Source organism: Gilliamella sp. B2824 (assembly GCF_026536245.1).
In the GTDB taxonomy this organism is placed as follows: Bacteria; Pseudomonadota; Gammaproteobacteria; order Enterobacterales; family Orbaceae; genus Gilliamella.
This window is the reverse complement of the sequence record NZ_JAFNON010000006.1, coordinates 151,797-173,785: the sequence shown is the minus strand read 5'-3', so window position 1 is coordinate 173,785 and position 21,989 is coordinate 151,797. Positions and strand designations below refer to the sequence as shown.

The window sequence follows — 21,989 nt, the reverse complement described above, 5'->3', positions numbered from 1 at the left end:
CTATTTTTTTAAATTGGCCATCATGTCAAATTGAGTAGATAAATAGTTACTCATGCTATCTAACGAGCTGATTAAAACATCCAACTTAGTAAATTGCACTCGATAGCGTTCAACAGTTTGTTCAATTGAGTTATTCACTTGTTCATAACGCTTATCTAATGATTTTAATGTCGAATTTAAACCATTCGTTGCTGAATCAATCATACCGTCATTATCAATAAATCCACTAATCTTAGCGAAAACCTCATTAGCGATACCGCTATTTTGACCATCACCAATAAACAACTCAGCAACAGCTTCACTATTCTCACTCAGTACTTTTTGTAATTGATTTTGGTTAATCGTTAATGAACCATTATTATCCATATTCACACCAATTTGTGCTAAAACCGAAAACTCCCCAGCCTGCCCTTTTGCAAAAATTGAACGAATACTTTGATCGATATTACGTAAAGTAGAATCACCAATAAGCGGTCCATTATTACTATCTAACTCTTCGGAATTGGCCTCTTTTGCGGTAAATTTAGTCAAGCTCGATATGGTTGATTGTAATTGGTTAAATGCTTCAACCCACTGTTTAATAGCTTCTTCAGCTTTTTCGTTATCAGCCGTTATGGTTAAATTTTCGCTAGTTGTAGTCGTTGCCTTTAACGTAATATCAATACCTGCAACCACATCTTTAACGGTATTTGAAGCACTGGTAATGGCAATACCATTAAAAGTAAACTTAGCATCTTGCGCTTGACAAACTTCAGTCATATTAGCATTATCTTTTTGATTATAGTCAAAGCCAATTATGTTATTTAACTGCTCATCATCTGACGAAATGGACGTAATAGTCTGTTGTTCACCGGTCTCTTTAGCGGTGATAACTAACTGATAACTTCCTGTACCTGAACGAACAACGGCTGCATTCATCGTCGATTCACTCGTGCTACCATCAGCATTCGTTACTTTGGCGTGATTAATTGCATTAGCAATTGACTCTAGCGAGGTTTCATCTTTAGATAACACAATATTGAGTTCACTACCATTAGCTTGCTTAATGGTCATTGTGCGGCTTTCACTATCACTTCCTAGACTCATATTTTTATCATTAATTGACGTTGTTGCAACGCTATGCGAAGTCGCTAATTGCTCAACGCTCACAGCATAATTACCTGATTGTGCTTGACTATTTACTTTAGCTGTAAAATAACTATCATTGCCAGTTGCGAGTTTGCTTTGAAATAAATCTTTTTTCTGCAATTTTTCGGTGGCTGAATTAAATGCCGTTAACGCACTTTTTAACTTACCAAATCCACTAATTTTGGCATTAACCGCTTTTTGTTGTGATTTAATTGGAGTTAAACGTGTTTTTTCAACAGACTCTAATTGATTTAAAACTTCATTAAGATCGATTCCTGAACCGATACCTAACACACTCATTGCCATTATCTGATCAACCTATAACAATTATTCGATAAGTTTTATATCGGCTAACTTACTAAAAAGTTTAATCAGGTTTGAAATTTTATCGAGACATAATAAAAACGGTGCGTTTTTATAAAACATAAAAAATAATTTAATTAAATGATTTATATCAATTTACCTAACAAAAATCGCCATTAAAACTGAGTAAAATCAACCATAATGTAGAAAAAAATTAAAGTTTCTTTTTTTACTACCGATACATTATCTGTCAGCAAGAATATTGAATTAATAATCAGTATCACGTTGATTTTACTAATAATATTAAAGGAGATAAAAATGGCACAAGTAATTAATACTAATACGATGTCTTTAATGGCAAAAAATAACCTTAACAATTCACAAAGTGTGCTTGGCACAGCTATTGAACGTCTTTCATCTGGTATGCGTATTAACAGCGCTAAAGATGACGCAGCAGGTCAAGCTATCGCTAACCGTTTTTCTTCAAACATTAAAGGTTTAACTCAAGCAGCACGTAATGCAAATGATGGTATCTCACTTGCGCAAACAACTGAAGGTGCATTAAACGAAATTAATAACAACGTACAACGTATTCGTGAATTAACCGTTCAAGCAGCAAACGGCACTAACTCTCAAAGCGATTTAGAGTCAATCCAAAACGAAATCGATCAACGTTTAGAAGAGATCGACCGTGTATCTAAACAAACTGATTTCAATGGTTCTAAAGTATTGTCAGCAGATAAATCACTAAAAATCCAAGTTGGCGCAAATGACGGCGAAACCATTGAAATCAATTTGAAAAAAATTGATAGTACAGAATTAGGTCTAGCCGCTTTCAATGTATCAAACACACCAACAGCAGATCCATTAAAAACACTTGATGCAGCATTATCAAAAATTGATGCATTACGTGGTGAGCTTGGTGCGGTACAAAACCGTTTTGAATCAACTGTGAATAACATCAATAACACAGTAAATAACTTAAGTTCTGCACGTAGCCGAATTGAAGATGCTGATTATGCAACCGAAGTATCTAATATGACGCGCGGTCAAATTTTACAACAAGCAGGTACATCTGTATTAGCACAAGCTAACCAAGTACCACAATCAGTACTATCTTTATTACAATAAGTTTTTAATCTAAATTTTTCTGGTTACTCTAATTTTGAACTTAGCAATAACGGTTTAATTTCCGTTATTGCTAATAATGCCAAATACCTATTATTTATTACGCTATTCTCGCCATTAAATTAACCGATTATCACCATAATACCATCAGGCATTTTTTACATTGGTTCATAAAATGAATGATAAGCTTTATAACTCACAAGGTGTAATGAATGAAGCTGATTGGCAAAAATATACTCATTTGGTTCGTAATGAAGCACTAAAATTAGCAGTACGTTTACCTACAACAGTAGAGCTTGATGATTTATTACAAGTTGGTTATATCGGTTTATTAGACACAATAAAACGTTATGATGCATCACAAGGTAATACGTTTACAACCTTCGCCATCCCGCGAATCAAAGGCGCCATGTTAGATGAGTTACGTAGTCGAGATTGGCTACCTAGACAAACACGCAAAAAAATTAAAGATGTCACTCAGGCAATTCATCAACTTGAACAGCAGTTAGGTGTTGCACCAACTGATCAACAAATTGCCAATTACTTACAATTATCTCTAAGCGAATATCGAAAAATATTATTAGATTCCAATTATAGCCAACTATATTCTTACGACGAAATACAAAAAAAACTTGGTGACAGTTTGGATGCGATGATTGACTATCAAGATGATAACACGCCTTTTTCCAACATCATTAACGATGAAATGCGTAATATCATTATTGAACAAATAGAAAAACTGCCAGAAAAAGAAAAAATGGTGTTGGCGCTTTACTATCAGGAAGAGCTCAATTTAAAAGAGATTGGTAAAATTATGGATATTAGTGAGTCACGAGTCAGCCAATTACACAGCCAAGCAATAAAAAGAATACAAAGTAAAATTAGCTTATAAAAAAGAGCTAAATAAAATTTAATTAATCGAAAATAAATTGAAATTATTTTTTTATTGATTTTTTTCGTTTAAAAATGTAATTTTAAGCATAAAAAAATATTTCTAATAAAAATTTATTTATTTCGCACTTTTTAATGCGAATTTTACTGAATAGGGATTGGTGATTAAATTGGGTAATATATTAGATGACGATATTCTTAAATGCATACATCATTTGAATCTTTCAACATTACTACTAAGTCAACGCATGCTTGAAAAAGATAAAGTAATGGCGATGTATCGACTAGGTATTGATGAAGAAACAGCAGACATGCTTAGTAATCTCAGTGCTTCTCAAATGTTAGTGTTGTCTGAAACCAACCAATTAACATTTAAATTACGTTTTGAAAATTCAGAAATGATGAAAAAACTAACCGAAGAATCTCGTGTGAGTGACATTAAGCAGATGCATACGGGAATTCTTTTATCTAGTTTACTATTAGATTCAATCAATAAGTAATAGGAAATTAGGATGAGATGCACAAGTATTATTCAAAAATATAAGGAAGTTCAACTGGCCATTCGACTAATTTCGTTAGGTGCTAGAATTCAAATGCTGGAAAGCGAAACCAACTTAAGTCGTGGTAAATTAATCAAATTATATAAAGAGATCCAAGGTTGTCCACCGCCTAAAGGATTATTACCCTTTTCGACCACCTGGTTTATGACATGGGAACCCAATATTCACTCTAGTATTTTTTATAATGCTTATCACTTTTTGGTGAAACATGGTACCAAACCCGGCATTCAATCAATTCTAAAAGCCTACCAACTGTATTTAGAGCAATGTCCGTCTTATAATGAAGAGCCAGTTTTAGGACTTACCAGAGCGTGGATCTTAGTCAAATTTGTTGAAAGCAATGTAATGCAACAATCATGCTGCAAAGCATGTAAAGGGCGATTTATTACCCATGCTTATCAACCGCATAATAGTTTTATTTGTAGTTTATGCCAACCACCGTCAAGGGCAGAAAAAAATAACAAAACACAGAAAGAAAACCATGCAAAATGCTTACAAGTATTATCAATACCCAATGGTTTTAATTCGATTATTGCAAAACAAATGACAGCTTAAATCAACATTATAAAAAAATAAGCATAGTTAATCACGATCAGTTTATGGAGAAAAAGGAAAGCCAATGCTCATCATTGTAGGATATATCGTTGTTATCGCTTCTGCCCTAGTTGGGTATGTACTTAGTGGAGGGTATTTAGCCGTACTTTTTCAACCGTTAGAATTTCTAATTATCGGCGGAACCGCTATCGGCGCGTTTATTGTCAGTAACGAAAAAAAAATCATTATCGCTACACTTAAATCGTTAGGTCAATTATTTAAGACATCAAAATATAATAAAACATTGTACTTAACTCTGATTAATTTAATGTACACCATTTTAACTAAAGTTCGCCAAAATGGCGGATTATCTATCGAGGCTGATATTGATAACCCGAAAGAAAGTGAACTATTTAAAGCTTATCCACTTATTTTAGCAAATCCTCAAATCTGTGATTTTATAACAGATTATTTGCGATTAATGATTAGTGGCAACATGGAAGTATACGAAATTGAAGCATTAATGAATGAAGAAATTGAAACCAAGTTACATGAATTAGAAAAACCAGTCGATGCCATTTCAAGTGTAGGCGATGGCTTACCCGCATTTGGTATCGTTGCGGCCGTTATGGGGGTTATTAATACGTTAGCACAAGCTGACAGACCGGCAAGCGAATTAGGAGAATTAATTGCTCACGCGATGGTAGGAACGTTTTTAGGTATATTACTCGCCTACGGTTTTGTTTCACCTTTAGCTGCACTTTTAAGACAAAAAAACGCCGACAGTGTAAAAATCTTGGAATGTGTCAAAGTGATATTAATTGCAAGTATGCATGACTATGCCCCTCAAATTTGTATTGAATTTGGACGTAAAACCATATTTTCTCATGAAAGACCTTCTTTCTTTGAATTAGAAAAATACCTACAAGAAATCAAAGAAAAAAATACTCAGCAAACAGAAAACAGTGAACAATGAAAAACAACTCAGTAAAAATAATTATCTCTAAAAAAAAATCTGGGCATAGTGGTGGGCATCATGGTGGTTCTTGGAAAATCGCCTATGCCGACTTTATGACCGCTATGATGGCACTATTTTTAGTCATGTGGTTAATTGCTAAAGCTAGCCCTCAAGAATTACAAGGCATTGCTGAATATTTTAGAACCCCTTTAATACTGGGGCAAAATGGCGGAAAAAACCTCAGTGATAGTGAAAGTCCAATACCTGGCGGTGGCGATGATTTTCACAAAAAAATAGGGGAAGAAAACAATACCACCTTGCATCAAGACCTGACTGATTCTGAGAAAAAACAGGTTGAAAAATTACAGTTAATCGAAACCGCACGCAAAATTAATGAAGTATTTGAACTCGATCCACGACTTAAAAAATTAGCGGCAAATTTAATTATAGAATTGACTGAAATGGGGTTACGAATCCAAATTTTGGCTAGCGATGATAAGCCCATGTTTGATGTCGGCAGTGCTGTGATTCACCCTAATATGCAAGAAATTTTAAATGCATTAGCACCAATCATTAATTCACTACCTAACAAAATTACGCTATCGGGTCATACCGATGAACGCCAGTATATCACAGGTGATCGGGGTTATAGTAATTGGGAGTTATCAGCTGACAGAGCAAACTCATCAAGAAGAGAACTGATTGCTGGTGGCTTAGATTCAAACAAAATTATTCGTATTATTGGATTGGCTGATACCGTAAGCTTAAATAAACCCAATTACAGTAATGATGCCAATCGTCGTATCAGTATTTTAATCTTAAATAAATCAGCACAACAATATATTGAAGATGAAAATAATATGACTGGCATTGATTTTTTAAAACAATCACAAAAAATTCAATCCGAATAATGCAGCATAAAAAGTTTTACCAAAAATCAGCGTTGTTTAATTTTGCAAAAAATAATTAAAGTTTTTAGCAATTAATCCGATATAGACAATATTCGTTTAGTTAATTATTGCGTGACTAACTAACACTATATTTGGGAGTTTTTATGTCAAATTCATTGATGAATACTGGTATTAGTGGATTAAATGCAGCACAAAATATGCTTAATATTATAAGCAATAATATCAGTAATGCACATACTACGGGTTATAATCGTCAACAACAAATTTTAAGCCAAGCAAATAGTACTAAATATGGTTTTGGTTTTGTTGGTAATGGTGTGTGCGTCAGTGCTGTTAATCGAGCCTTTAATGGATTTGTTGTTGGACAATTACGCCAAGCACAGTCACAAAATGGTTCAATAAAAGCGTATTACAATGAATTATCTAAAGTGGATAATTTATTAGCTGAAAATGAAAATAGTATTGCATCACAACTCAATAATTTATTTTCTAGCTTAAATAAACTTTCATCAAATGCCGCTGACGCTGCAACTAAGCAAACGGTGATTAGCGATCTCACTTCACTAGTAAATCAATTTAATAAAACCGAATTAAATTTAAAAAATCAAATTGCCAATATTAATACTGAACTAAGCAATAACGTTAATCAAATCAACGCTTATACCAAACAAATTGCAGAACTAAATCAAAAAATTTCAAAACTACAGGCTGTGGGTGAAGCAAACCAACCTAATGCGCTGCTTGATGAACGCGATCAGCTAGTCAATGAATTAAGTGAAATTATCGGCATCACTGTCACCGAACAAAATGGTCAATATAATATTTCGCTTAGTAATGGCTTAAATTTAGTACAAGGTGCATCAGTTAATCAACTATCAGTACAACCTTCAACAGATGACCCTTCTTTAAATACAATTATTTACACTCATCCTTCTGGTGCGACTCAAGAACTCACAAGTCAACATATCACATCAGGCCGATTAAATGGATTATTAACTTCTCGTGATGGACCACTCCTAGAAGCACGTAATCAATTAGGTTTAATTGCATTAAATTTGGCTGAAAGATTTAATCAAGTCCATATGTCAGGTGTTGATATCAATGGTAATGCTGGCGAAAAATTATTTGATTACAATGCGCCTAGCAGTATCGCCAATATTAAAAATCAAGGAAATGCCGCGGTAACCATTGATTATCAATCAGTTAAGGATATTAAAGCGTCTGATTATAAAATCGAATTTAATGGTAGTGATTGGATAGTAACGCGATTATCTGACAATCAGCAAATCACGCCTCAAGTTGAGAATGGTGCATTAAACTTTGATGGTTTATCAATAAAAATCACTGGTACACCAGTTAATGGCGATTCGTTTATGCTTAAACCAGTTGCTAATATTGCTTCGTCATTACAATTGTTGGTAAAAGATGTTAATCAACTTGCTACTGGGCTTGCCGATGACGAAAACGGTACTGGTGACAATCGTAATGTGGCAAAATTTTTAGAGATACAAAATGAAAAATTAATTAATGGCACCAAAACATTAAACAGTGCTTACAACACCTTAGTAAGTTATATTGGCAGTGAAACGCATACCGCCAAAATTTCTCTGCAATCCAACCAAAATATTACAGATCAGATTTATGAGCAAAATCAATCTATATCAGGGGTTAATATTGAAGAAGAGTATATTTCGATGCAGGTTTATATGCAGTATTATCAAGCTAATGCAAAAGTAATTGATGCTGCAACAACACTATTCGATACCATCTTAGGTTTGGCTAATTGATAAAAGGGTTTAATAATGCGAATTAGTACTAATTCAATGTATCAAAAAAATTTAAATAGTATCTTAAATACTAACAATAAATGGCAAAAATCTGGATTACATTTAGCAACAGGTAAGAAAATTTTAACACCTTCAGATGATCCGATGGGGGCATCACAAGCACTGATCCTTAAACAAGCACAGTCGAAGAACGATCAATTCCAAGCAGCACGCGAAAGTGTTGATAAATCATTAAGCCGACAAGATACGATTTTAAAAGAAGTTAATACCGTCATTCAAACTATTCAAGAAACGTTAGTTTATGCCGGAAACGAAACATTAAATGACGAAAACCGCCAAGATCTTGCCAATAAATTACAAGGTTTAAAAGATCAACTTATTTCATTAGCCAATGCTAAAGATACCAATGGTAATTATTTATTTGCCGGTAACAAAAACGACACACCACCATTTGTTGTTGATGAAGCAGGTAAAGTCAATTATGTGGGTGGAACATCACAAATTAACGTTTTGATTGATGACACGCGCGAAGTTTCACTTAGTTTTACCGGTGCACAAACCTTTATGAGTGGCGCCAATCCAAACCAACCTGATGCACCAAGCGACATCTTTGCCAGCCTAGATTATGCGCTTGATGCGTTAAATATGAAATTAGACAATAACGATGAAGATGCCATTAAGCAATTTCGAGCAGGATTAACTCAAGCAAGTTTAGGGATTGATAATGCTTTTGATAACATATCAACTTTAAGAGCGGCTGGCGGAACAGTATTAGCAGAAGTAGAAAGATTATCGGCTTTAGGTGACAGCTTAGATATTGAATTTGAAACCCAAATCAGTCAAATTGAAGATGTCGACTGGTATGAAGCAATTTCAGATTATGTAATGTTACAGGCAAATTTACAAGCTGCGCAATATACTTTTATGAATATGCAAAGTATGTCTTTATTTCAAATGAAGTAATTAACTATTTTTAATAGTTGTACTTTTGTTGCAATCATCATCAGTAAGACATCTCTAAAAATTAAAGGCGGGTTTACCCGCCTTTTTGATTATAGCAACTCGCGCCAACAACCAAAGTGCGCTTAGTTAAAAGCAATTTGTTTAAAACCACGGGTGGATATTGATGGTATTGTTGCTGCAATTTGCTCAATACGACCAATAATTTGAATTAGTTTATTGCGATGATACTTATTGCAATCATCATCAGTAAGATCTATCTCAAAAAATTAAAGGCGGGTTTACCCGCCTTTTTGATTATAGCAACTCGCGTCAATAACTAAGGTGCGCTTAGTTAAAAGCAATTTGTTTAAAACCACGGGTGGATATTGATGGTATTGTTGCTGCAATTTGCTCAATACGACTAATGATTTGAATTAGTTTATCGCGATGATACTTGTTGCAATCATCAGTAAGACATCTCTAAAAATTAAAGGCGGGTTTACCCGCCTTTTTGATTATAGCAACTCGCGCCAACAACCAAAGTGCGCTTAGTTAAAAGCAATTTGTTTAAAACCACGGGTGGATATCGATGGTATTGTTGCTGCAATTTGCTCAATACGACCAATAATTTGAATTAGTTTATCACTATAGTTTGGATCGGTAGCATAATTTGCCGCTTGTAATGCTTTGGCAGCTGAGCGAGCATCAGGCGCATTAACCACAGCACGATAACGAGGACTTTTGGTTAATAAATTGAGATAATCAGTCAATGCATGTTGTTTACTGTTATAAACTTTAAATTCATCCTGAATTTTTATCATCCGATTATTCACAAATTCTTGAGTGGTTAAGCGCGTTGAACTACCTTTCCAGGCAGGCGTCGCTTTAATCCCAAAGTAATTGTGACTGGTGAGATTATCTGCTGTTTTAATTTCCTTTTGCCCCCAGCCCGTTTCTAATGCTGCTTGTGCAATTATAACTTCATAAGGAATACCAGAAATCCCCGATGCTTGCTTAGCGGGTTTAAGCCACTGTTGCACGAAGGTTGTAACATGATCAGCATCAAGATCTTGGCGCGTAGTGTCAAAAGCTAACTCATTTGACTTAAGTTGTGATGCATTGTCTGCCTTATGTTGATGATACAGCATTTGCCCTAATGCTTGAGGTGAAAGATGCGAAGTATTTTCAGAAAATAAAGATTGAGCCAATTTTAAATTAGGATGTTTATTATTGCTATTAGACTGCATGTTAATCTTGGCTGCATCAGGTGAAGACTTGGTTAATTGTTGAGTGAGCATATTGGCTAATCCCAATCCTTTACCTGCAGATTGTTGTGCTATTTGCTGATCAAACATCGAGGTAAACAGCTGAGTGGCTGCACTAGTAAATAATCCCCCTTCTGGTACAGCCTTACGCATTGATTGCATCATCATATTAATAAAAAGTGTTTCAAATTGTTCGGCAACTTGTTTGATACTATCATTTGCACCGGTTGTCACATTTCGTTTTAAATGATGCAAACTCGATAAATCATAAGCAAAACGGTTAAAACTCTGGCCAATTTTATTATTCATCTTCAATTTTCAAATTTAAATTGTTTCTAATGCTGCATGCAAACAGCCTGCGGTTTTTAATGCTTCAAGTATTGACATCAATTCGGTTGGGGTGGCGCCTAATACATTTAGCGAATTAATCACATGTTTCAAATCTGTACCTGAAGCGAGATTATGTAGTGCCCCACCATCTTGCGTTATACTGACTTGATCATCAGGGATAATAGCAGTTGCACCGCCTGCTAATGGCGTGTTGGGTTGACTGACTTTTAGTTTATTATTGACCACAACAGATAAGTTACCATGTGCGACTGCACAATTATCTAATTTTACTTTTTGATTCATCACCACAACACCGGTTCGCGTATTTATCACCACTTTAGCTGAGATTGGCGTCACACCAATTTCTAAATTTTGAATTTGTGATAAAAATTTCACCCTTGCTTGGCTGTCTTTGGGCATAGATAGGCTAACAGTAGTCCCATCTAAAGCGACTGCTGTATTTTTTTGTAACTTATTAATCGCATCAGCAATTTTCAACGCTTGGGTAAAATCAAAATGGTTTAGATGCAAATACATTGTATTTTGTTCATCTAATCGCGTTGCCAATTCGCGTTCAATTGTCGCACCATTTGGAATGGTTGCGCCTGACATTTGATTAATACTCACACTGCTATTTTTACTGTTTGCGCCCATGCCGCCAACAAAAAGATTGCCCTGTGCAATGGCATAAACTTGATTATCTGCCCCTTTTAACGGCGTCATAATCAATGTTCCGCCTCGTAAGCTTTTAGCATTACCCAGTGAGGACACCACCACATCAATTTGCTGTCCCACTCGGGCGTAAGAAGGCAATTTTGCTGTTACCATCACCGCAGCCACATTTTTAAGCTGCATGTTGCTGCCCGATGGCACCGTAATACCGAGTTGAGAAAGCATGTTAGTGATACTTTGAATAGTAAATGGAGTTTGCGATGTTTGGTCGCCAGTACCATCAAGCCCCACAACCAAACCATAACCCACTAAAGCATTTTCTCTGACACCTTGAATAGAGACTAAATCACGTATACGCTCAGCATGACTCAGTGGCATACCTGCGATCATTGTCAAACTAAAACAGAGAATAAAACGCAAATTTTTCAGCATAACACTACTCATTAAAATGGAGAAAAATTAAAAAATAGACGCTGCAACCAACCCATGGTTTGTGCCTCGTCAATGTAACCATTACCGACATACTCAATACGCGCATCAGCAACTTGTGTTGAAATAACCGTATTGTTGCCACTAATAGTTCTTGGATTAACCACACCTGAAAATCGAATAAACTCGGTGCCTTGATTTATAGCTATTTGTTTTTCACCAATGACTTTTAAATTACCATTGACCATGACATCTTGAACCGTCACTGTAATCGTGCCGCTAAAGGTGTTTTTTGCATTCGCCCCGCCAGACCCTTTAAAATCATTTGCACCAGAAATATCAGTATCAACTTTGCCTCGTCCAATTAGGCCATCAAGAAATTGCGGCACGGCTTTGACACTTAAATCGGTTGAACCGTTTCGCCCCGCATTGATTGATGAACTTTTACTGGCGCTTACATTTTCTTGTAACACAATAGTTAACACATCACCAATGTTACGAGGACGACGATCTTCAAACATCGGTTGATAACCAAAACTAGTGGGTTGTGAAGACTGATAAATCGAACCGGTTGAATTACCTATTACAGGCAGCATTGGTTCAATGCTTGTTTCGCCCTCAACTAAAGGTTTTTTAGGTAATTGGGCACAACCCAACAAAAGAAATACGGTTAAAATACCAAGATATCGCATTATGTTCATCGCATGATTACTGTTTAGAGTTGATTTAATCGTTGTAGCATTTGGTCTGAGGCCGAAATAGCTTTACTATTAATTTCATAAGCACGTTGCACTTGAATCATGTTAACTAATTCTTCAGCAACGTTGACATTCGATGTTTCTATATAACCTTGATATAACAAACCTGCGCCATTTAACCCTGGTGTGTTTTCAGTTGGTGCACCAGAACTTTCGGTTTCGAGGTAAAGGTTTTCACCAACACTTTCAAGCCCGGTATCATTAATAAAAGTGTGTAATGTTAACTGCCCGACTTGCACTTGTGTTGATTGATTAGCTAACGTGACATTGACAACGCCATCACGGCCTACGGTCATTTTAATTGCGTTTGATGGAATATTGATTGTTGGCTGAATTTCATAACCGGCCGCGGTCACTAGCTGTCCATTTTGATTGACTTGAAAAGCACCACTGCGCGTATAAGCTTGCGTGCCATCGGGCATTAAAACTTGAAAGAAACCTTGCCCATTAATAGCAATATCACTGCTATTGTCAGTTAATTCTAAATTACCTTGACTATGAATACGTTCAGTTGCAACCGGTCTTACTCCTGTACCAATTTGTAATCCAGAAGGTAAGGTGGTTTGCTCTGAAGATTGTGCACCTGGCTGGCGGATAGTTTGATAAAGCAAATCTTCAAAAACAGCCCGTTGCCGTTTGAATCCACCGGTACTAACGTTAGCCAAATTATTAGAAATAATATCCATATTCATTTGCTGGGCAGTTAAGCCTGTTTTGGCTATCCATAATGATTTAATCATGGTTGTTTTTCCTATTCCATTTAAGTTAATGATAAAATTTGATTGGCTTTTTGTGCATTTTCGTCAGCCGTCATAATCTCTTTCATCTGCATTTCAAACTGACGCGAGTGGCTAATTAAATTAACCATAGCAGCAACCGGATTAACATTACTGCCCTCTAAAACCCCTAACATCAATTTAGTATTAGGGTTATCTTGCATAACCGCGCCTCGGGTATCGCGTGTTGCTTGTGTTAATTGGAACAAGCCATTATCACCCCGTACAATTTCATTACGTTCAAGCTGTACTTTTTTTATTTTACCCACTTGCGCAATTGTCGTTGGCTGGTCACCCGCCCCCAAAGCCGATAAGGTTCCATCAGAACTAATAGTAACTTGTGAACCTTGGGGCACAGTTAATACATCATTATCACCGAGTAATGGATAACCTTGTACTTTAAGCGTGCCATTTTCATCAATCTCGATAGCGCCATTGCGCGTGTATGCTTCGCTACCATCAGGTAGTTGCACGGCCAACCAATGATCTTTTGCCAATGCAACATCTAAATCACGTCCGGTATAATTAAATGTCCCCATTTGCGAATCAAAGGTTGGTGTTGTCGCGGTAACCATAGTCCTTGTTGGTCTATCATTGCCAATGATAGGAACAGCTTTCATCGCTGTTAGCTGTGCTCGAAATCCTACTGTCGATACATTAGCAAGATTATTGGCAGTAATAGACTGCTGATGAAGTGTCTGACTCGCTGCTGACATAGCAGTATAAATAACGCGATCCATAAATAACCTTTATATCAACGAAGATTCACTAGTGTATTTAAGATCTGATCTTGAGTCTTAATTGTTTGTGAATTAGATTGGTAGTTACGTTGAGCAACAATCATATTGACCAATTCTTGACTCATATCGACATTTGATGACTCAACTGCGCCACTGGTTAATGCACCTAAAGTCCCCGAATTTGCAATACCGAGCACTTCAGCACCAGAATTAATGGTTGAGCGCCAGTTATTGTTGCCGGCTGATTCCAATCCATTGACATTGGCAAAATCAGCCATCGCAATTTGACCCAGTAACATCGTTTGTTGATTAGAATAGATACCATAAATCGAACCATCATCACTAATACTGTAACCGACTAAATCCCCCGGTGCATAACCATCGACCACAGGTGTTTTGATGCTGCCAACTTCCTTACCCATATTTTGTTGCGAGCTATTGGCTAATGATAAAGTAAAGGTATTATCAGCCGATCCGTTAAGTCCTTTAATATTAATCGTCATTTCAGGATTGCTAATGAGTTTTCCCGAGGAATCAAACTCCATCTGCCCAATTTTTTGTAAATTACTGCTCGGATCACTACCATCGATATAATGCACATCCCATTGATTGTCGGCAGTTTTGACATAAAAAAGCTGAACATTACGTTGATTACCCAATGAATCATAAGTAGTAACAGTTGTGGAATAATTGAACGTATCAGCATCAAGCGCATTGACAGGTTGTTTTTCAGGTATTTTGCTGTTTGAATTTAAATTGGTTTGTAACGATGCCTTGGTTGTCGCTGATGCATTTAACATTTCTTGCGAAATTTTAAGAGGTCCAGGCGCACTACCTTGTTGTACTTTGGGCGGTGTACCTGATGCCAGATAACCCGTTAATTGCAAACCATCAGCAGAAATAATATTGCGCTCAGCATCTAATTGAAATTGCCCATTACGGGTATAGTAAACTTGACCACTACTATCCACTAAACGAAAAAAACCATTCCCCGAGATAGCAACATCTAAACTATTATTGGTTGAAGTTGCGGTGCCATCATTAAAATTTTGCATAACAGCCGCCACTTTCACGCCCATACCGACTTTTGAGCCAGCATAAATATCGGCAAATGAAATACTCGCACTTTTAAAGCCTACTGTTGCAGAGTTAGCAATATTATTACCAATAACATCTAACTGTTTTGATGCGGCATTCATACCGCTAATTGCTTGAGAAAATCCCATATAAACTTTATCTCCCTAAAGAATTTGACGAACTTCGTCAATACTAATTGAACCAAGTATGCCTAAATCAAGTAAGACTTTATTATTCACTTGACTATTTATAACGCCATAAACGACAGAATAAGATAGTGACGTTGACGATACACTTTGCCCATCGCTTGTCGCCTTAACGGTAAAGGTATAACTGCCATCCGGGGCTGTTGTTCCATCATTAAGTTCACCATCCCAAGTAAAAGAGCTCACCCCAGCGGAAATCGAACCTAAATCAACTTCACGTACCACATTTCCATTTTCATCTTTAATGGTAATAACAACAGAATCCGCATCACGGGCTAATTCAAAACCAAATGGGGTAGTAATGGTTTCGCGCTCACCACCGCTCTCATCTTGTTCTGAGGTAGCAACCAAAATTTTATTACCTGGTACCATCACACCTTTACCAATCAGGTTACTGGCATTAACAGAAAGACTGTCGTCAATTTGACCAGATACTACCCCTAATGTTGTGTTTAACCTTTCAATGCCAGCTAAGGTATTAATTTGAGCCAGCTGCGAAGTTAATTGGCTGTTATCCATTGGATTAGTTGGATCTTGATTCTTCATTTGAGCAATAAGCAGCGTTAAAAAGTTATCTTGCAACTCTTTACTTGAATTTGCTTCCGCTGCACTTTTTTGCATGGATTGTGGGCTTTTTATCGTTGATGATTCCGAAACCGGTACGTTAGACACTCCCATAAATGACTCCTTACTACTGTCCTAAGGTCAGTGTTTTTAACATTAAACTTTTTACCGTATTAATGACTTCTACATTTGCCTGATAACTGCGCGAAGCCGAAATCGTGTTAACCATTTCACCGACAATATCAACATTAGGTTTTTGAATATAACCTTGCTCATCAGCCAGTGGATGATGGGGTTCGTAAACTAAATTCATCGGAGTTGGATCATCAATAACTTGGGTAACTTTTACACCAGCAATGTGATTTTGATAGCCCTGATGATCAACACTAAACACCACCTGTTTAGCGCGATAAGCTTGACCTGAAGTACTGGTCACACTGTCAGCATTAGCAAGGTTACTGGCACTGACATTCATCCGCTGCGTTTGCGCCATTAAGGCTGAAGCTGAAATTGAAAAAATAGAGAAACTCATATCTATTGTTATCCTTGCTGTAATACTGACATTACATTCTTAAATTGTTCACCTAAAAAGGTTAAATTGCTTTGATAATGAATCGTGTTGTCGATAAATTCCGTGCGCTCTTGATCCATTTCGACAGTATTCCCATCAGCCGAAGCTTGATAAGCAATACGATAAAGAAGATTGGTATTGGTTGTTATAGGTGATTGAATTGCAATATGATTTTTGTTAGTCACTTGCAGTTTTACGCCATTAATATTATTTTGATTATTCAGTGCTTTGTTTAATTCAGCATTAAAATCAATATCTCTAGCCTGATAATGCGGCGTATCACTGTTAGCAATATTTGCAGCTAAAATCTGTTGACGTGTTTCACGTATATTTAATGCTTGTTGATGAAAATTCACAAATGTATCTAATTTATTCAGCATAAAAATCATCTCACCTTTATTGATGTTTTGAATTTTAAGTGAATCAAAAAAAAATCATCGTACAAATAACACCAAAAATTGTCCTTATTTCAACATTCAAACCATTTACGCATACAGTAAAATTCGACCATAAATAATTTTAAAAACAAGTAACTATGACATTTTTTATTAGATTGATATTTTGCATTTTTATACTATTAGGCTGGAAAACATCGTTTGCTGATGTACTTGATAATCAGATCCATCATTTTATTTTGGAACAATTGCAAGATAAAAAAATCGATCATATTGCGATTCGTTATCTAGCCGCTCAACCTGATTTAAACTGCCGTAAACCAACATTAAAATTACTAAGTAAAAATAAACTATGGGGCAACCTTACCCTGAGTGCAAAATGTAAAAATCAAACCAAATATATCCAACTCTATGTCGATGTGGTTGGCAGTTATATTGTTGCCAATCAAGCAATAAATGCCGACACCAAAATTACAGAACAACACATAACAGAGCAATCAGGTCAATTAGACAAACTCCCGGCCACAATCATTTTAGATAAAAGCCAAATTATTAACCATATTGCAATACGGCATATCGATCCACAAGAACCCATAAAAACTTCAATGATTAAAAGACACTGGCAGGTTAAAGCCGGACAACAGGTTAAAGTGATCATCAATGGAGATGGTTATTTAGTGGCAACTAAAGGTAAAACGTTGGCTAATGGTGCCTCGGGTGATTATATTCACGTTAAACTCAATACAGGCACGATTGTTGAAGGTATTGTCAGTGAGCAAGGTATAATAATTAATCAATAAATAAAATTAATGATTTTCAAATTTTTGCCGATAATACCATTAAACAAATCATTTAAATTTGAACTTCAATTAAAGGTATTTTATGAGTATAGATGCAACTAAATTGGTGACAACAATATCGGGACTACTCAGCCGTGAGGTAATCAATGAACAACAAAAAAATCCAAAGGCATCTGTACCAGAAAAAAATGATTCAACCACTTGCACTGACTTAAGGTTAAGTCAACATGTTATGGCACAATTGCAGTGCAGTGAGAACGATATTGATATCGAAAAAATAAAGACAATAAAGCAGGCAATTAGCAACGGTAGTTTAGTGATTAATCCAAGTAAAATTGCAGATGCGTTAATTCAACAAACTATTGAAGATATTAAAAGCTAATTCAAAACTGAAGGGAAATAAAAATGTTAGAATTAGACAACATTTTAGATAACGTCATCATTATGTTGCAAACATTATCCGACGTTCTTAACAATGAACAGCAAATATTGATTGAAAATAGTGCTATCAATCAACTCAATGCAGTTATTAACCAAAAAAACCAACTACTCATTGAGTTAAAATTACTCGACGAAAAGCGTATAAAATTTAGCAAACAGCATAATATCCAATCACCTTATAGTGAAAAAGCAAAGCTTGCTGATAAATGGCAATTTATTGTCAATACCACACAACAATTAGCGCTAATTAATCGTGAAAATGGCATGATTATTCAAAAACGTATGAACTTAACACAACAATCAATTGATTATCTAAAAAGCATTAATAATCCGGTTGTTTATACTAATCACGGTTATCAACAGACCGAAATTATTTCATCAAAACGCGCCAAAGTTTAGTGATAAAAGATATTATATGTTAGTAAACGCGATAAATACCCCGTAATTTAGGGTCTTTTCTAGCCAATAACTTTTTCGAGTTGAGTTCATACTGTCACTATTCTTATCCCCTAAATTTTATTTAAGCTCAATATGGCTGACGACAGTGATTTAGATAAAAGCGAACAACCCACAGATAGTAAAATCAAAAAAGCTAAAGAAAAGGGGCAGATTCCACGATCGCGTGAACTAACTTCGTTAATCATATTACTGGTAGGTATTACACTATTTTCGATGATCGGTGCCAATTTAGTTGGCAATTTGATCGTTATTATCAAAACAGCAATGAAAGTGTCTAATCATGTTTTGGATGATAAGCTAGTCATTTTTAATTTGGTTAATTTATTCACAGCTGGTTTTTGGTCTATTTTGCCAATTTTTTTAGGTTTAGTGATTGTAGCTATCCTAGCGCCGCTTTGTGTTGGCGGCTTACTATTTAGTTTGCAATCAATTAAACCTAATTTTAAAAAACTCAATCCAATTGCCGGATTCGGTCGATTATTTAGTACGAAAATTTTTTCTGAACTACTCAAATCTATCCTTAAAGTCGTGTTAATTTCTGCTGCATGCGCACTTTTTTTATTACACCAATTTTCTACCATACTCTCATTGCCCAACATGTATTTAAGCAATGCGTTAGCAAAAGCCGCACAATTAATTATGATTTGTGGGTTATTTGCCGTCATATCTTTAATTCCAATGGTGGGGTTTGATATTTTTTATCAAATATGGAGCAATTTAAAAAAATTGCGCATGTCGAAACAAGAGATTAAAGATGAGTTTAAAGAGCAAGAGGGCAATCCGCAAATCAAAGGGCGCATTCGTCAAGTGCAACAAGCGATGGCAAGGCGCCGAATGATGAACGATGTAAGTAAGGCAAATGTGATTATCACCAATCCAACCCATTATGCGGTGGCTTTACACTATGATGAAAAAACTATGGCGGCCCCTAAATTACTTGCCAAAGGCACCGATAACACGGCTTTACGGATTAAAGAAATCGCCAGTGAACATGATATTCCACAATTAGAAGCACCACCACTTGCTCGCGCGTTATATCGTCACGGTGAAATTGGTCAAACCATTCCGACTGAACTTTATACCGCTGTCGCGCAAATTTTAGCTTGGGTGTATCAATTAAAACATTGGCGTAAACATGGTGGCAACAAACCAGCAAAACCCAATAACTTACCCATACCCGATTTTTTATCTGAAAATAAATAAAGGCAACCACTATTTTTATGATTAAATCTAAATTACTCAATATATTATCAATAAACGCATTAAAAACTGGTCATTATCAAATATTGGCCGGTCCATTACTGATTTTATTAATACTATCGATGATGGTATTGCCCTTACCGGCATTTGTATTAGATCTGTTTTTTACCTTTAACATTGCTTTGTCGATTATTATTTTAATTGTTGCATTATTTACTAAGCGAGTACTTGATTTTGCTGCCTTTCCAACTGTTTTACTTTTTGCCACCTTATTGCGATTATCGTTGAATGTTGCGTCAACGCGCGTCGTGTTATTAAAAGGTCATACAGGTAGTGCTGCCGCAGGGCGAGTTATTGAAGCTTTTGGCCATTTCTTGGTTGGTGGTAATTTTGCAATAGGCATTGTGGTGTTTATTATTTTGGTGATTATTAACTTTATGGTTATCACCAAAGGGGCTGGGCGTATAGCCGAAGTGGGTGCGCGCTTTGCGCTTGATGGTATGCCAGGTAAACAAATGGCGATTGATGCTGATCTTAATGCTGGATTAATTGGTGAAGACGAAGCCAAAGCGCGCCGAGCCGAAGTCACGCAAGAAGCTGATTTTTATGGTTCGATGGATGGTGCCAGTAAATTTGTCCGTGGCGATGCCATTGCCGGCTTATTAATCATGGCCATTACCATTATTGGTGGTTTAATGGTTGGTATTATGCAACATGATATGACACTTGCTGATGCCAGTAAAACTTATGTCTTACTAACCATTGGTGATGGTTTAGTCGCTCAAATTCCCTCACTGATTATTTCAACCGCCGCAGGCGTGATTGTAACTAGAGTCAGCTCGCAAGAAAATATTAGTGAGCAGATGCTCAACCAGTTATTTAAAAATCCACAAGTATTAATTTTAACAGCGGCTGTGATAGGGCTACTTGGTTTGATTCCTGGTATGCCAAATTTAGTGTTTTTATTGTTTACCGGTCTATTATTGGCTATTGCTTGGTGGTTAGCTAAATATAAAAAAAATGAGGTTAAACAACAAACCAAACAAGTCAATGTCGATGCCACTACACCAAGTAATATTGAAGCATCTTGGTCGGATGTCAATATTGAAGATACTTTAGCGATGGAAGTCGGATATGGGTTAATTCCAATGGTTGATCAATCACAAAATGGCGAATTACTTGGTCGAATACGCAGTTTACGTAAAAAATTTGCACAAACTTTTGGATTTTTACCACCACAAGTACATATTCGTGACAATTTGTCCTTAGCCCCTTACCAATACAAATTATTTATAAAAGGTGGTGAAATTGGGCAAGGTGAAATTATGAATAATAAATGGTTGGCAATCAATCCAGGTAAAGTGGTAGAAACCATTGAGGGTATTGCAACAACCGAGCCGGCTTTTGGATTACCGGCAATCTGGATAGATGAAAGCAATAAAGAAAATGCACAAATATTAGGTTATACCGTTGTCGATACCAGCACCATGATTGCCACACATTTTAACCACTTACTACAACAATTTGCCAGCGAATTATTAGGCAGATTAGAAACCCAAGAACTGCTTGACCGCCTGAAACAAGAGGTACCTAAGTTAGTTGAAGATTTTATTCCAGAGGTTGTAACGTTAACAACCTTTCATAAAATACTACAAAATTTAATAGCGGAAAAAGTGTCTATTCGTGATATGCGCACTATTATTGAAACCATTTGTGAAAACGCACCAAATCAAAATGATGTTTATCAATTATTGAGTATAGTCAGGATTGCTTTAGGTAGAGTCATCACTCAACAATGGTTTGCAGGTAACAATCCAATCGAGGTGATTGGCTTAGATATCAATTTAGAACGTTTATTACTGCAAGCCATGCAAAATACCAGTCATGTTGAACCGGGGCTTGCCGAGCAGATCATTGAACAACTTAAACAAGCACTTCATCAACAAGAAGCAATCGGCGCGCCACCAGTATTATTAGTTAACCACTCACTAAGGCTGATGCTATCACAGTTTTTGCGACCTAATTTTCCACAAGTGGCGGTATTATCTAATCTTGAAATTACTGATAATCGTGAAATTAAGGTGACATGCCAAATTGGCAATACCTAATAGAACATAACATAAATAAGCATTAAAATTGGTTGACTAGCGAAAGTCGCTAAAGC

Annotated in this window: 23 protein-coding genes; 13 read left to right on the top strand and 10 right to left on the bottom strand. The window is 36.1% G+C overall.

Going from position 1 to position 21,989, the window contains the following annotated elements:
• Positions 1 to 1,434 carry a flagellar filament capping protein FliD gene (gene fliD, locus J3U56_RS07635; RefSeq protein ID WP_267334083.1) on the bottom strand — a complete coding sequence of 478 codons (1,434 nt, stop codon included), beginning with the start codon at positions 1,432 to 1,434 and terminating at the stop codon, positions 1 to 3.
• Between the two features lie 315 nt (positions 1,435 to 1,749).
• On the opposite strand from fliD, the gene J3U56_RS07630 reads away from it, so the two are divergent.
• The 8 genes from J3U56_RS07630 (at position 1,750) to flgL (ending at position 9,163) form a co-directional block, all read left to right on the top strand.
• Positions 1,750 to 2,562, top strand: a complete 813-nt coding sequence (locus tag J3U56_RS07630; protein ID WP_267334082.1) for a flagellin — start codon at positions 1,750 to 1,752, stop codon at positions 2,560 to 2,562.
• Between the two features lie 172 nt (positions 2,563 to 2,734).
• Complete coding sequence (locus J3U56_RS07625) at positions 2,735 to 3,451, top strand: RNA polymerase sigma factor FliA (RefSeq protein WP_267334081.1); 717 nt, start codon at positions 2,735 to 2,737, stop codon at positions 3,449 to 3,451.
• A gap of 178 nt (positions 3,452 to 3,629) precedes the next feature.
• On the top strand, positions 3,630 to 3,950 hold the full coding sequence (flhD, locus tag J3U56_RS07620) for a flagellar transcriptional regulator FlhD (protein WP_141671490.1): 321 nt from the start codon (positions 3,630 to 3,632) through the stop codon (positions 3,948 to 3,950).
• A gap of 12 nt (positions 3,951 to 3,962) precedes the next feature.
• A complete protein-coding gene (gene flhC, locus J3U56_RS07615) occupies positions 3,963 to 4,565 on the top strand; it encodes a flagellar transcriptional regulator FlhC (protein ID WP_267334080.1) in 603 nt (200 codons plus the stop codon).
• A gap of 64 nt (positions 4,566 to 4,629) precedes the next feature.
• Positions 4,630 to 5,520: a flagellar motor stator protein MotA gene (gene motA, locus J3U56_RS07610; protein WP_267334079.1), complete on the top strand. Its 891-nt coding sequence runs from the start codon at positions 4,630 to 4,632 to the stop codon at positions 5,518 to 5,520.
• A complete protein-coding gene (gene motB, locus J3U56_RS07605) occupies positions 5,517 to 6,413 on the top strand; it encodes a flagellar motor protein MotB (protein WP_267334078.1) in 897 nt (298 codons plus the stop codon). Before motA ends, motB begins: the two co-directional genes overlap by 4 nt.
• 143 nt (positions 6,414 to 6,556) lie before the next feature.
• Positions 6,557 to 8,200: a flagellar hook-associated protein FlgK gene (gene flgK / locus J3U56_RS07600; RefSeq protein WP_267367233.1), complete on the top strand. Its 1,644-nt coding sequence runs from the start codon at positions 6,557 to 6,559 to the stop codon at positions 8,198 to 8,200.
• A 15-nt stretch (positions 8,201 to 8,215) separates the two neighbouring features.
• Positions 8,216 to 9,163, top strand: coding sequence for a flagellar hook-associated protein FlgL (gene flgL, locus J3U56_RS07595; RefSeq protein WP_267334076.1), 948 nt, complete (start codon positions 8,216 to 8,218; stop codon positions 9,161 to 9,163).
• Between the two features lie 527 nt (positions 9,164 to 9,690).
• On the opposite strand, the gene flgJ is transcribed toward flgL, so the two are convergent.
• The 9 genes from flgJ to flgB are packed head-to-tail and all read right to left on the bottom strand — an operon-like array spanning position 9,691 to position 16,910.
• Positions 9,691 to 10,716 carry a flagellar assembly peptidoglycan hydrolase FlgJ gene (gene flgJ / locus J3U56_RS07590; RefSeq protein WP_267334075.1) on the bottom strand — a complete coding sequence of 342 codons (1,026 nt, stop codon included), beginning with the start codon at positions 10,714 to 10,716 and terminating at the stop codon, positions 9,691 to 9,693.
• A gap of 15 nt (positions 10,717 to 10,731) precedes the next feature.
• A complete protein-coding gene (locus J3U56_RS07585) occupies positions 10,732 to 11,841 on the bottom strand; it encodes a flagellar basal body P-ring protein FlgI (protein ID WP_323849470.1) in 1,110 nt (369 codons plus the stop codon).
• A gap of 11 nt (positions 11,842 to 11,852) precedes the next feature.
• Positions 11,853 to 12,539, bottom strand: a complete 687-nt coding sequence (locus J3U56_RS07580) for a flagellar basal body L-ring protein FlgH (protein WP_065799319.1) — start codon at positions 12,537 to 12,539, stop codon at positions 11,853 to 11,855.
• A 14-nt stretch (positions 12,540 to 12,553) separates the two neighbouring features.
• Positions 12,554 to 13,336 carry a flagellar basal-body rod protein FlgG gene (flgG, locus tag J3U56_RS07575; RefSeq protein ID WP_065633064.1) on the bottom strand — a complete coding sequence of 261 codons (783 nt, stop codon included), beginning with the start codon at positions 13,334 to 13,336 and terminating at the stop codon, positions 12,554 to 12,556.
• A gap of 20 nt (positions 13,337 to 13,356) precedes the next feature.
• Positions 13,357 to 14,112 (bottom strand): flagellar basal body rod protein FlgF, encoded by a 756-nt coding sequence (locus J3U56_RS07570; protein ID WP_267367231.1) that lies wholly within the window; start codon positions 14,110 to 14,112, stop codon positions 13,357 to 13,359.
• A gap of 14 nt (positions 14,113 to 14,126) precedes the next feature.
• Entirely contained in the window at positions 14,127 to 15,338 is a 1,212-nt protein-coding gene (gene flgE, locus J3U56_RS07565; protein WP_267334073.1) for a flagellar hook protein FlgE, read from the bottom strand.
• A 15-nt stretch (positions 15,339 to 15,353) separates the two neighbouring features.
• Positions 15,354 to 16,073, bottom strand: coding sequence for a flagellar hook assembly protein FlgD (gene flgD, locus J3U56_RS07560; RefSeq protein WP_081297424.1), 720 nt, complete (start codon positions 16,071 to 16,073; stop codon positions 15,354 to 15,356).
• A gap of 13 nt (positions 16,074 to 16,086) precedes the next feature.
• On the bottom strand, positions 16,087 to 16,491 hold the full coding sequence (gene flgC / locus J3U56_RS07555) for a flagellar basal body rod protein FlgC (protein WP_065633067.1): 405 nt from the start codon (positions 16,489 to 16,491) through the stop codon (positions 16,087 to 16,089).
• A gap of 8 nt (positions 16,492 to 16,499) precedes the next feature.
• Positions 16,500 to 16,910, bottom strand: a complete 411-nt coding sequence (gene flgB, locus J3U56_RS07550; protein WP_065633081.1) for a flagellar basal body rod protein FlgB — start codon at positions 16,908 to 16,910, stop codon at positions 16,500 to 16,502.
• Between the two features lie 155 nt (positions 16,911 to 17,065).
• On the opposite strand from flgB, the gene flgA reads away from it, so the two are divergent.
• From flgA to flhA, 5 genes are all read left to right on the top strand, one after another.
• On the top strand, positions 17,066 to 17,725 hold the full coding sequence (flgA, locus tag J3U56_RS07545) for a flagellar basal body P-ring formation chaperone FlgA (RefSeq protein WP_267334072.1): 660 nt from the start codon (positions 17,066 to 17,068) through the stop codon (positions 17,723 to 17,725).
• Between the two features lie 82 nt (positions 17,726 to 17,807).
• Entirely contained in the window at positions 17,808 to 18,107 is a 300-nt protein-coding gene (gene flgM / locus J3U56_RS07540) for a flagellar biosynthesis anti-sigma factor FlgM (protein ID WP_267334071.1), read from the top strand.
• Between the two features lie 23 nt (positions 18,108 to 18,130).
• Complete coding sequence (locus tag J3U56_RS07535) at positions 18,131 to 18,565, top strand: flagella synthesis protein FlgN (RefSeq protein ID WP_267348675.1); 435 nt, start codon at positions 18,131 to 18,133, stop codon at positions 18,563 to 18,565.
• A gap of 132 nt (positions 18,566 to 18,697) precedes the next feature.
• Complete coding sequence (gene flhB / locus J3U56_RS07530) at positions 18,698 to 19,828, top strand: flagellar biosynthesis protein FlhB (protein WP_267334069.1); 1,131 nt, start codon at positions 18,698 to 18,700, stop codon at positions 19,826 to 19,828.
• 17 nt (positions 19,829 to 19,845) lie between these two features.
• The gene (gene flhA, locus J3U56_RS07525) at positions 19,846 to 21,933 is read left to right on the top strand and encodes a flagellar biosynthesis protein FlhA (RefSeq protein WP_267367229.1); all 2,088 of its coding nucleotides are present in this window, start codon (positions 19,846 to 19,848) and stop codon (positions 21,931 to 21,933) included.
• Positions 21,934 to 21,989: the final 56 nt, after the last annotated feature.

Bases quoted from the DNA above. Each gene is read 5' to 3' on its own strand.
- fliD (WP_267334083.1), bottom strand. From the start codon at position 1,434: ATGGCAATGAGTGTGTTAGGTATCGGTTCAGGAATCGATCTTAATGAA.
- J3U56_RS07630 (WP_267334082.1), top strand. From the start codon at position 1,750: ATGGCACAAGTAATTAATACTAATACGATGTCTTTAATGGCAAAAAAT.
- J3U56_RS07625 (WP_267334081.1), top strand. From the start codon at position 2,735: ATGAATGATAAGCTTTATAACTCACAAGGTGTAATGAATGAAGCTGAT.
- flhC (WP_267334080.1), top strand. From the start codon at position 3,963: ATGAGATGCACAAGTATTATTCAAAAATATAAGGAAGTTCAACTGGCC.
- motA (WP_267334079.1), top strand. From the start codon at position 4,630: ATGCTCATCATTGTAGGATATATCGTTGTTATCGCTTCTGCCCTAGTT.
- motB (WP_267334078.1), top strand. From the start codon at position 5,517: ATGAAAAACAACTCAGTAAAAATAATTATCTCTAAAAAAAAATCTGGG.
- flgK (WP_267367233.1), top strand. From the start codon at position 6,557: ATGTCAAATTCATTGATGAATACTGGTATTAGTGGATTAAATGCAGCA.
- flgL (WP_267334076.1), top strand. From the start codon at position 8,216: ATGCGAATTAGTACTAATTCAATGTATCAAAAAAATTTAAATAGTATC.
- flgJ (WP_267334075.1), bottom strand. From the start codon at position 10,716: ATGAATAATAAAATTGGCCAGAGTTTTAACCGTTTTGCTTATGATTTA.
- J3U56_RS07585 (WP_323849470.1), bottom strand. From the start codon at position 11,841: ATGCTGAAAAATTTGCGTTTTATTCTCTGTTTTAGTTTGACAATGATC.
- J3U56_RS07580 (WP_065799319.1), bottom strand. From the start codon at position 12,539: ATGAACATAATGCGATATCTTGGTATTTTAACCGTATTTCTTTTGTTG.
- flgG (WP_065633064.1), bottom strand. From the start codon at position 13,336: ATGATTAAATCATTATGGATAGCCAAAACAGGCTTAACTGCCCAGCAA.
- J3U56_RS07570 (WP_267367231.1), bottom strand. From the start codon at position 14,112: ATGGATCGCGTTATTTATACTGCTATGTCAGCAGCGAGTCAGACACTT.
- flgE (WP_267334073.1), bottom strand. From the start codon at position 15,338: ATGGGATTTTCTCAAGCAATTAGCGGTATGAATGCCGCATCAAAACAG.
- flgD (WP_081297424.1), bottom strand. From the start codon at position 16,073: ATGGGAGTGTCTAACGTACCGGTTTCGGAATCATCAACGATAAAAAGC.
- flgC (WP_065633067.1), bottom strand. From the start codon at position 16,491: ATGAGTTTCTCTATTTTTTCAATTTCAGCTTCAGCCTTAATGGCGCAA.
- flgB (WP_065633081.1), bottom strand. From the start codon at position 16,910: ATGCTGAATAAATTAGATACATTTGTGAATTTTCATCAACAAGCATTA.
- flgA (WP_267334072.1), top strand. From the start codon at position 17,066: ATGACATTTTTTATTAGATTGATATTTTGCATTTTTATACTATTAGGC.
- flgM (WP_267334071.1), top strand. From the start codon at position 17,808: ATGAGTATAGATGCAACTAAATTGGTGACAACAATATCGGGACTACTC.
- J3U56_RS07535 (WP_267348675.1), top strand. From the start codon at position 18,131: ATGTTAGAATTAGACAACATTTTAGATAACGTCATCATTATGTTGCAA.
- flhB (WP_267334069.1), top strand. From the start codon at position 18,698: ATGGCTGACGACAGTGATTTAGATAAAAGCGAACAACCCACAGATAGT.
- flhA (WP_267367229.1), top strand. From the start codon at position 19,846: ATGATTAAATCTAAATTACTCAATATATTATCAATAAACGCATTAAAA.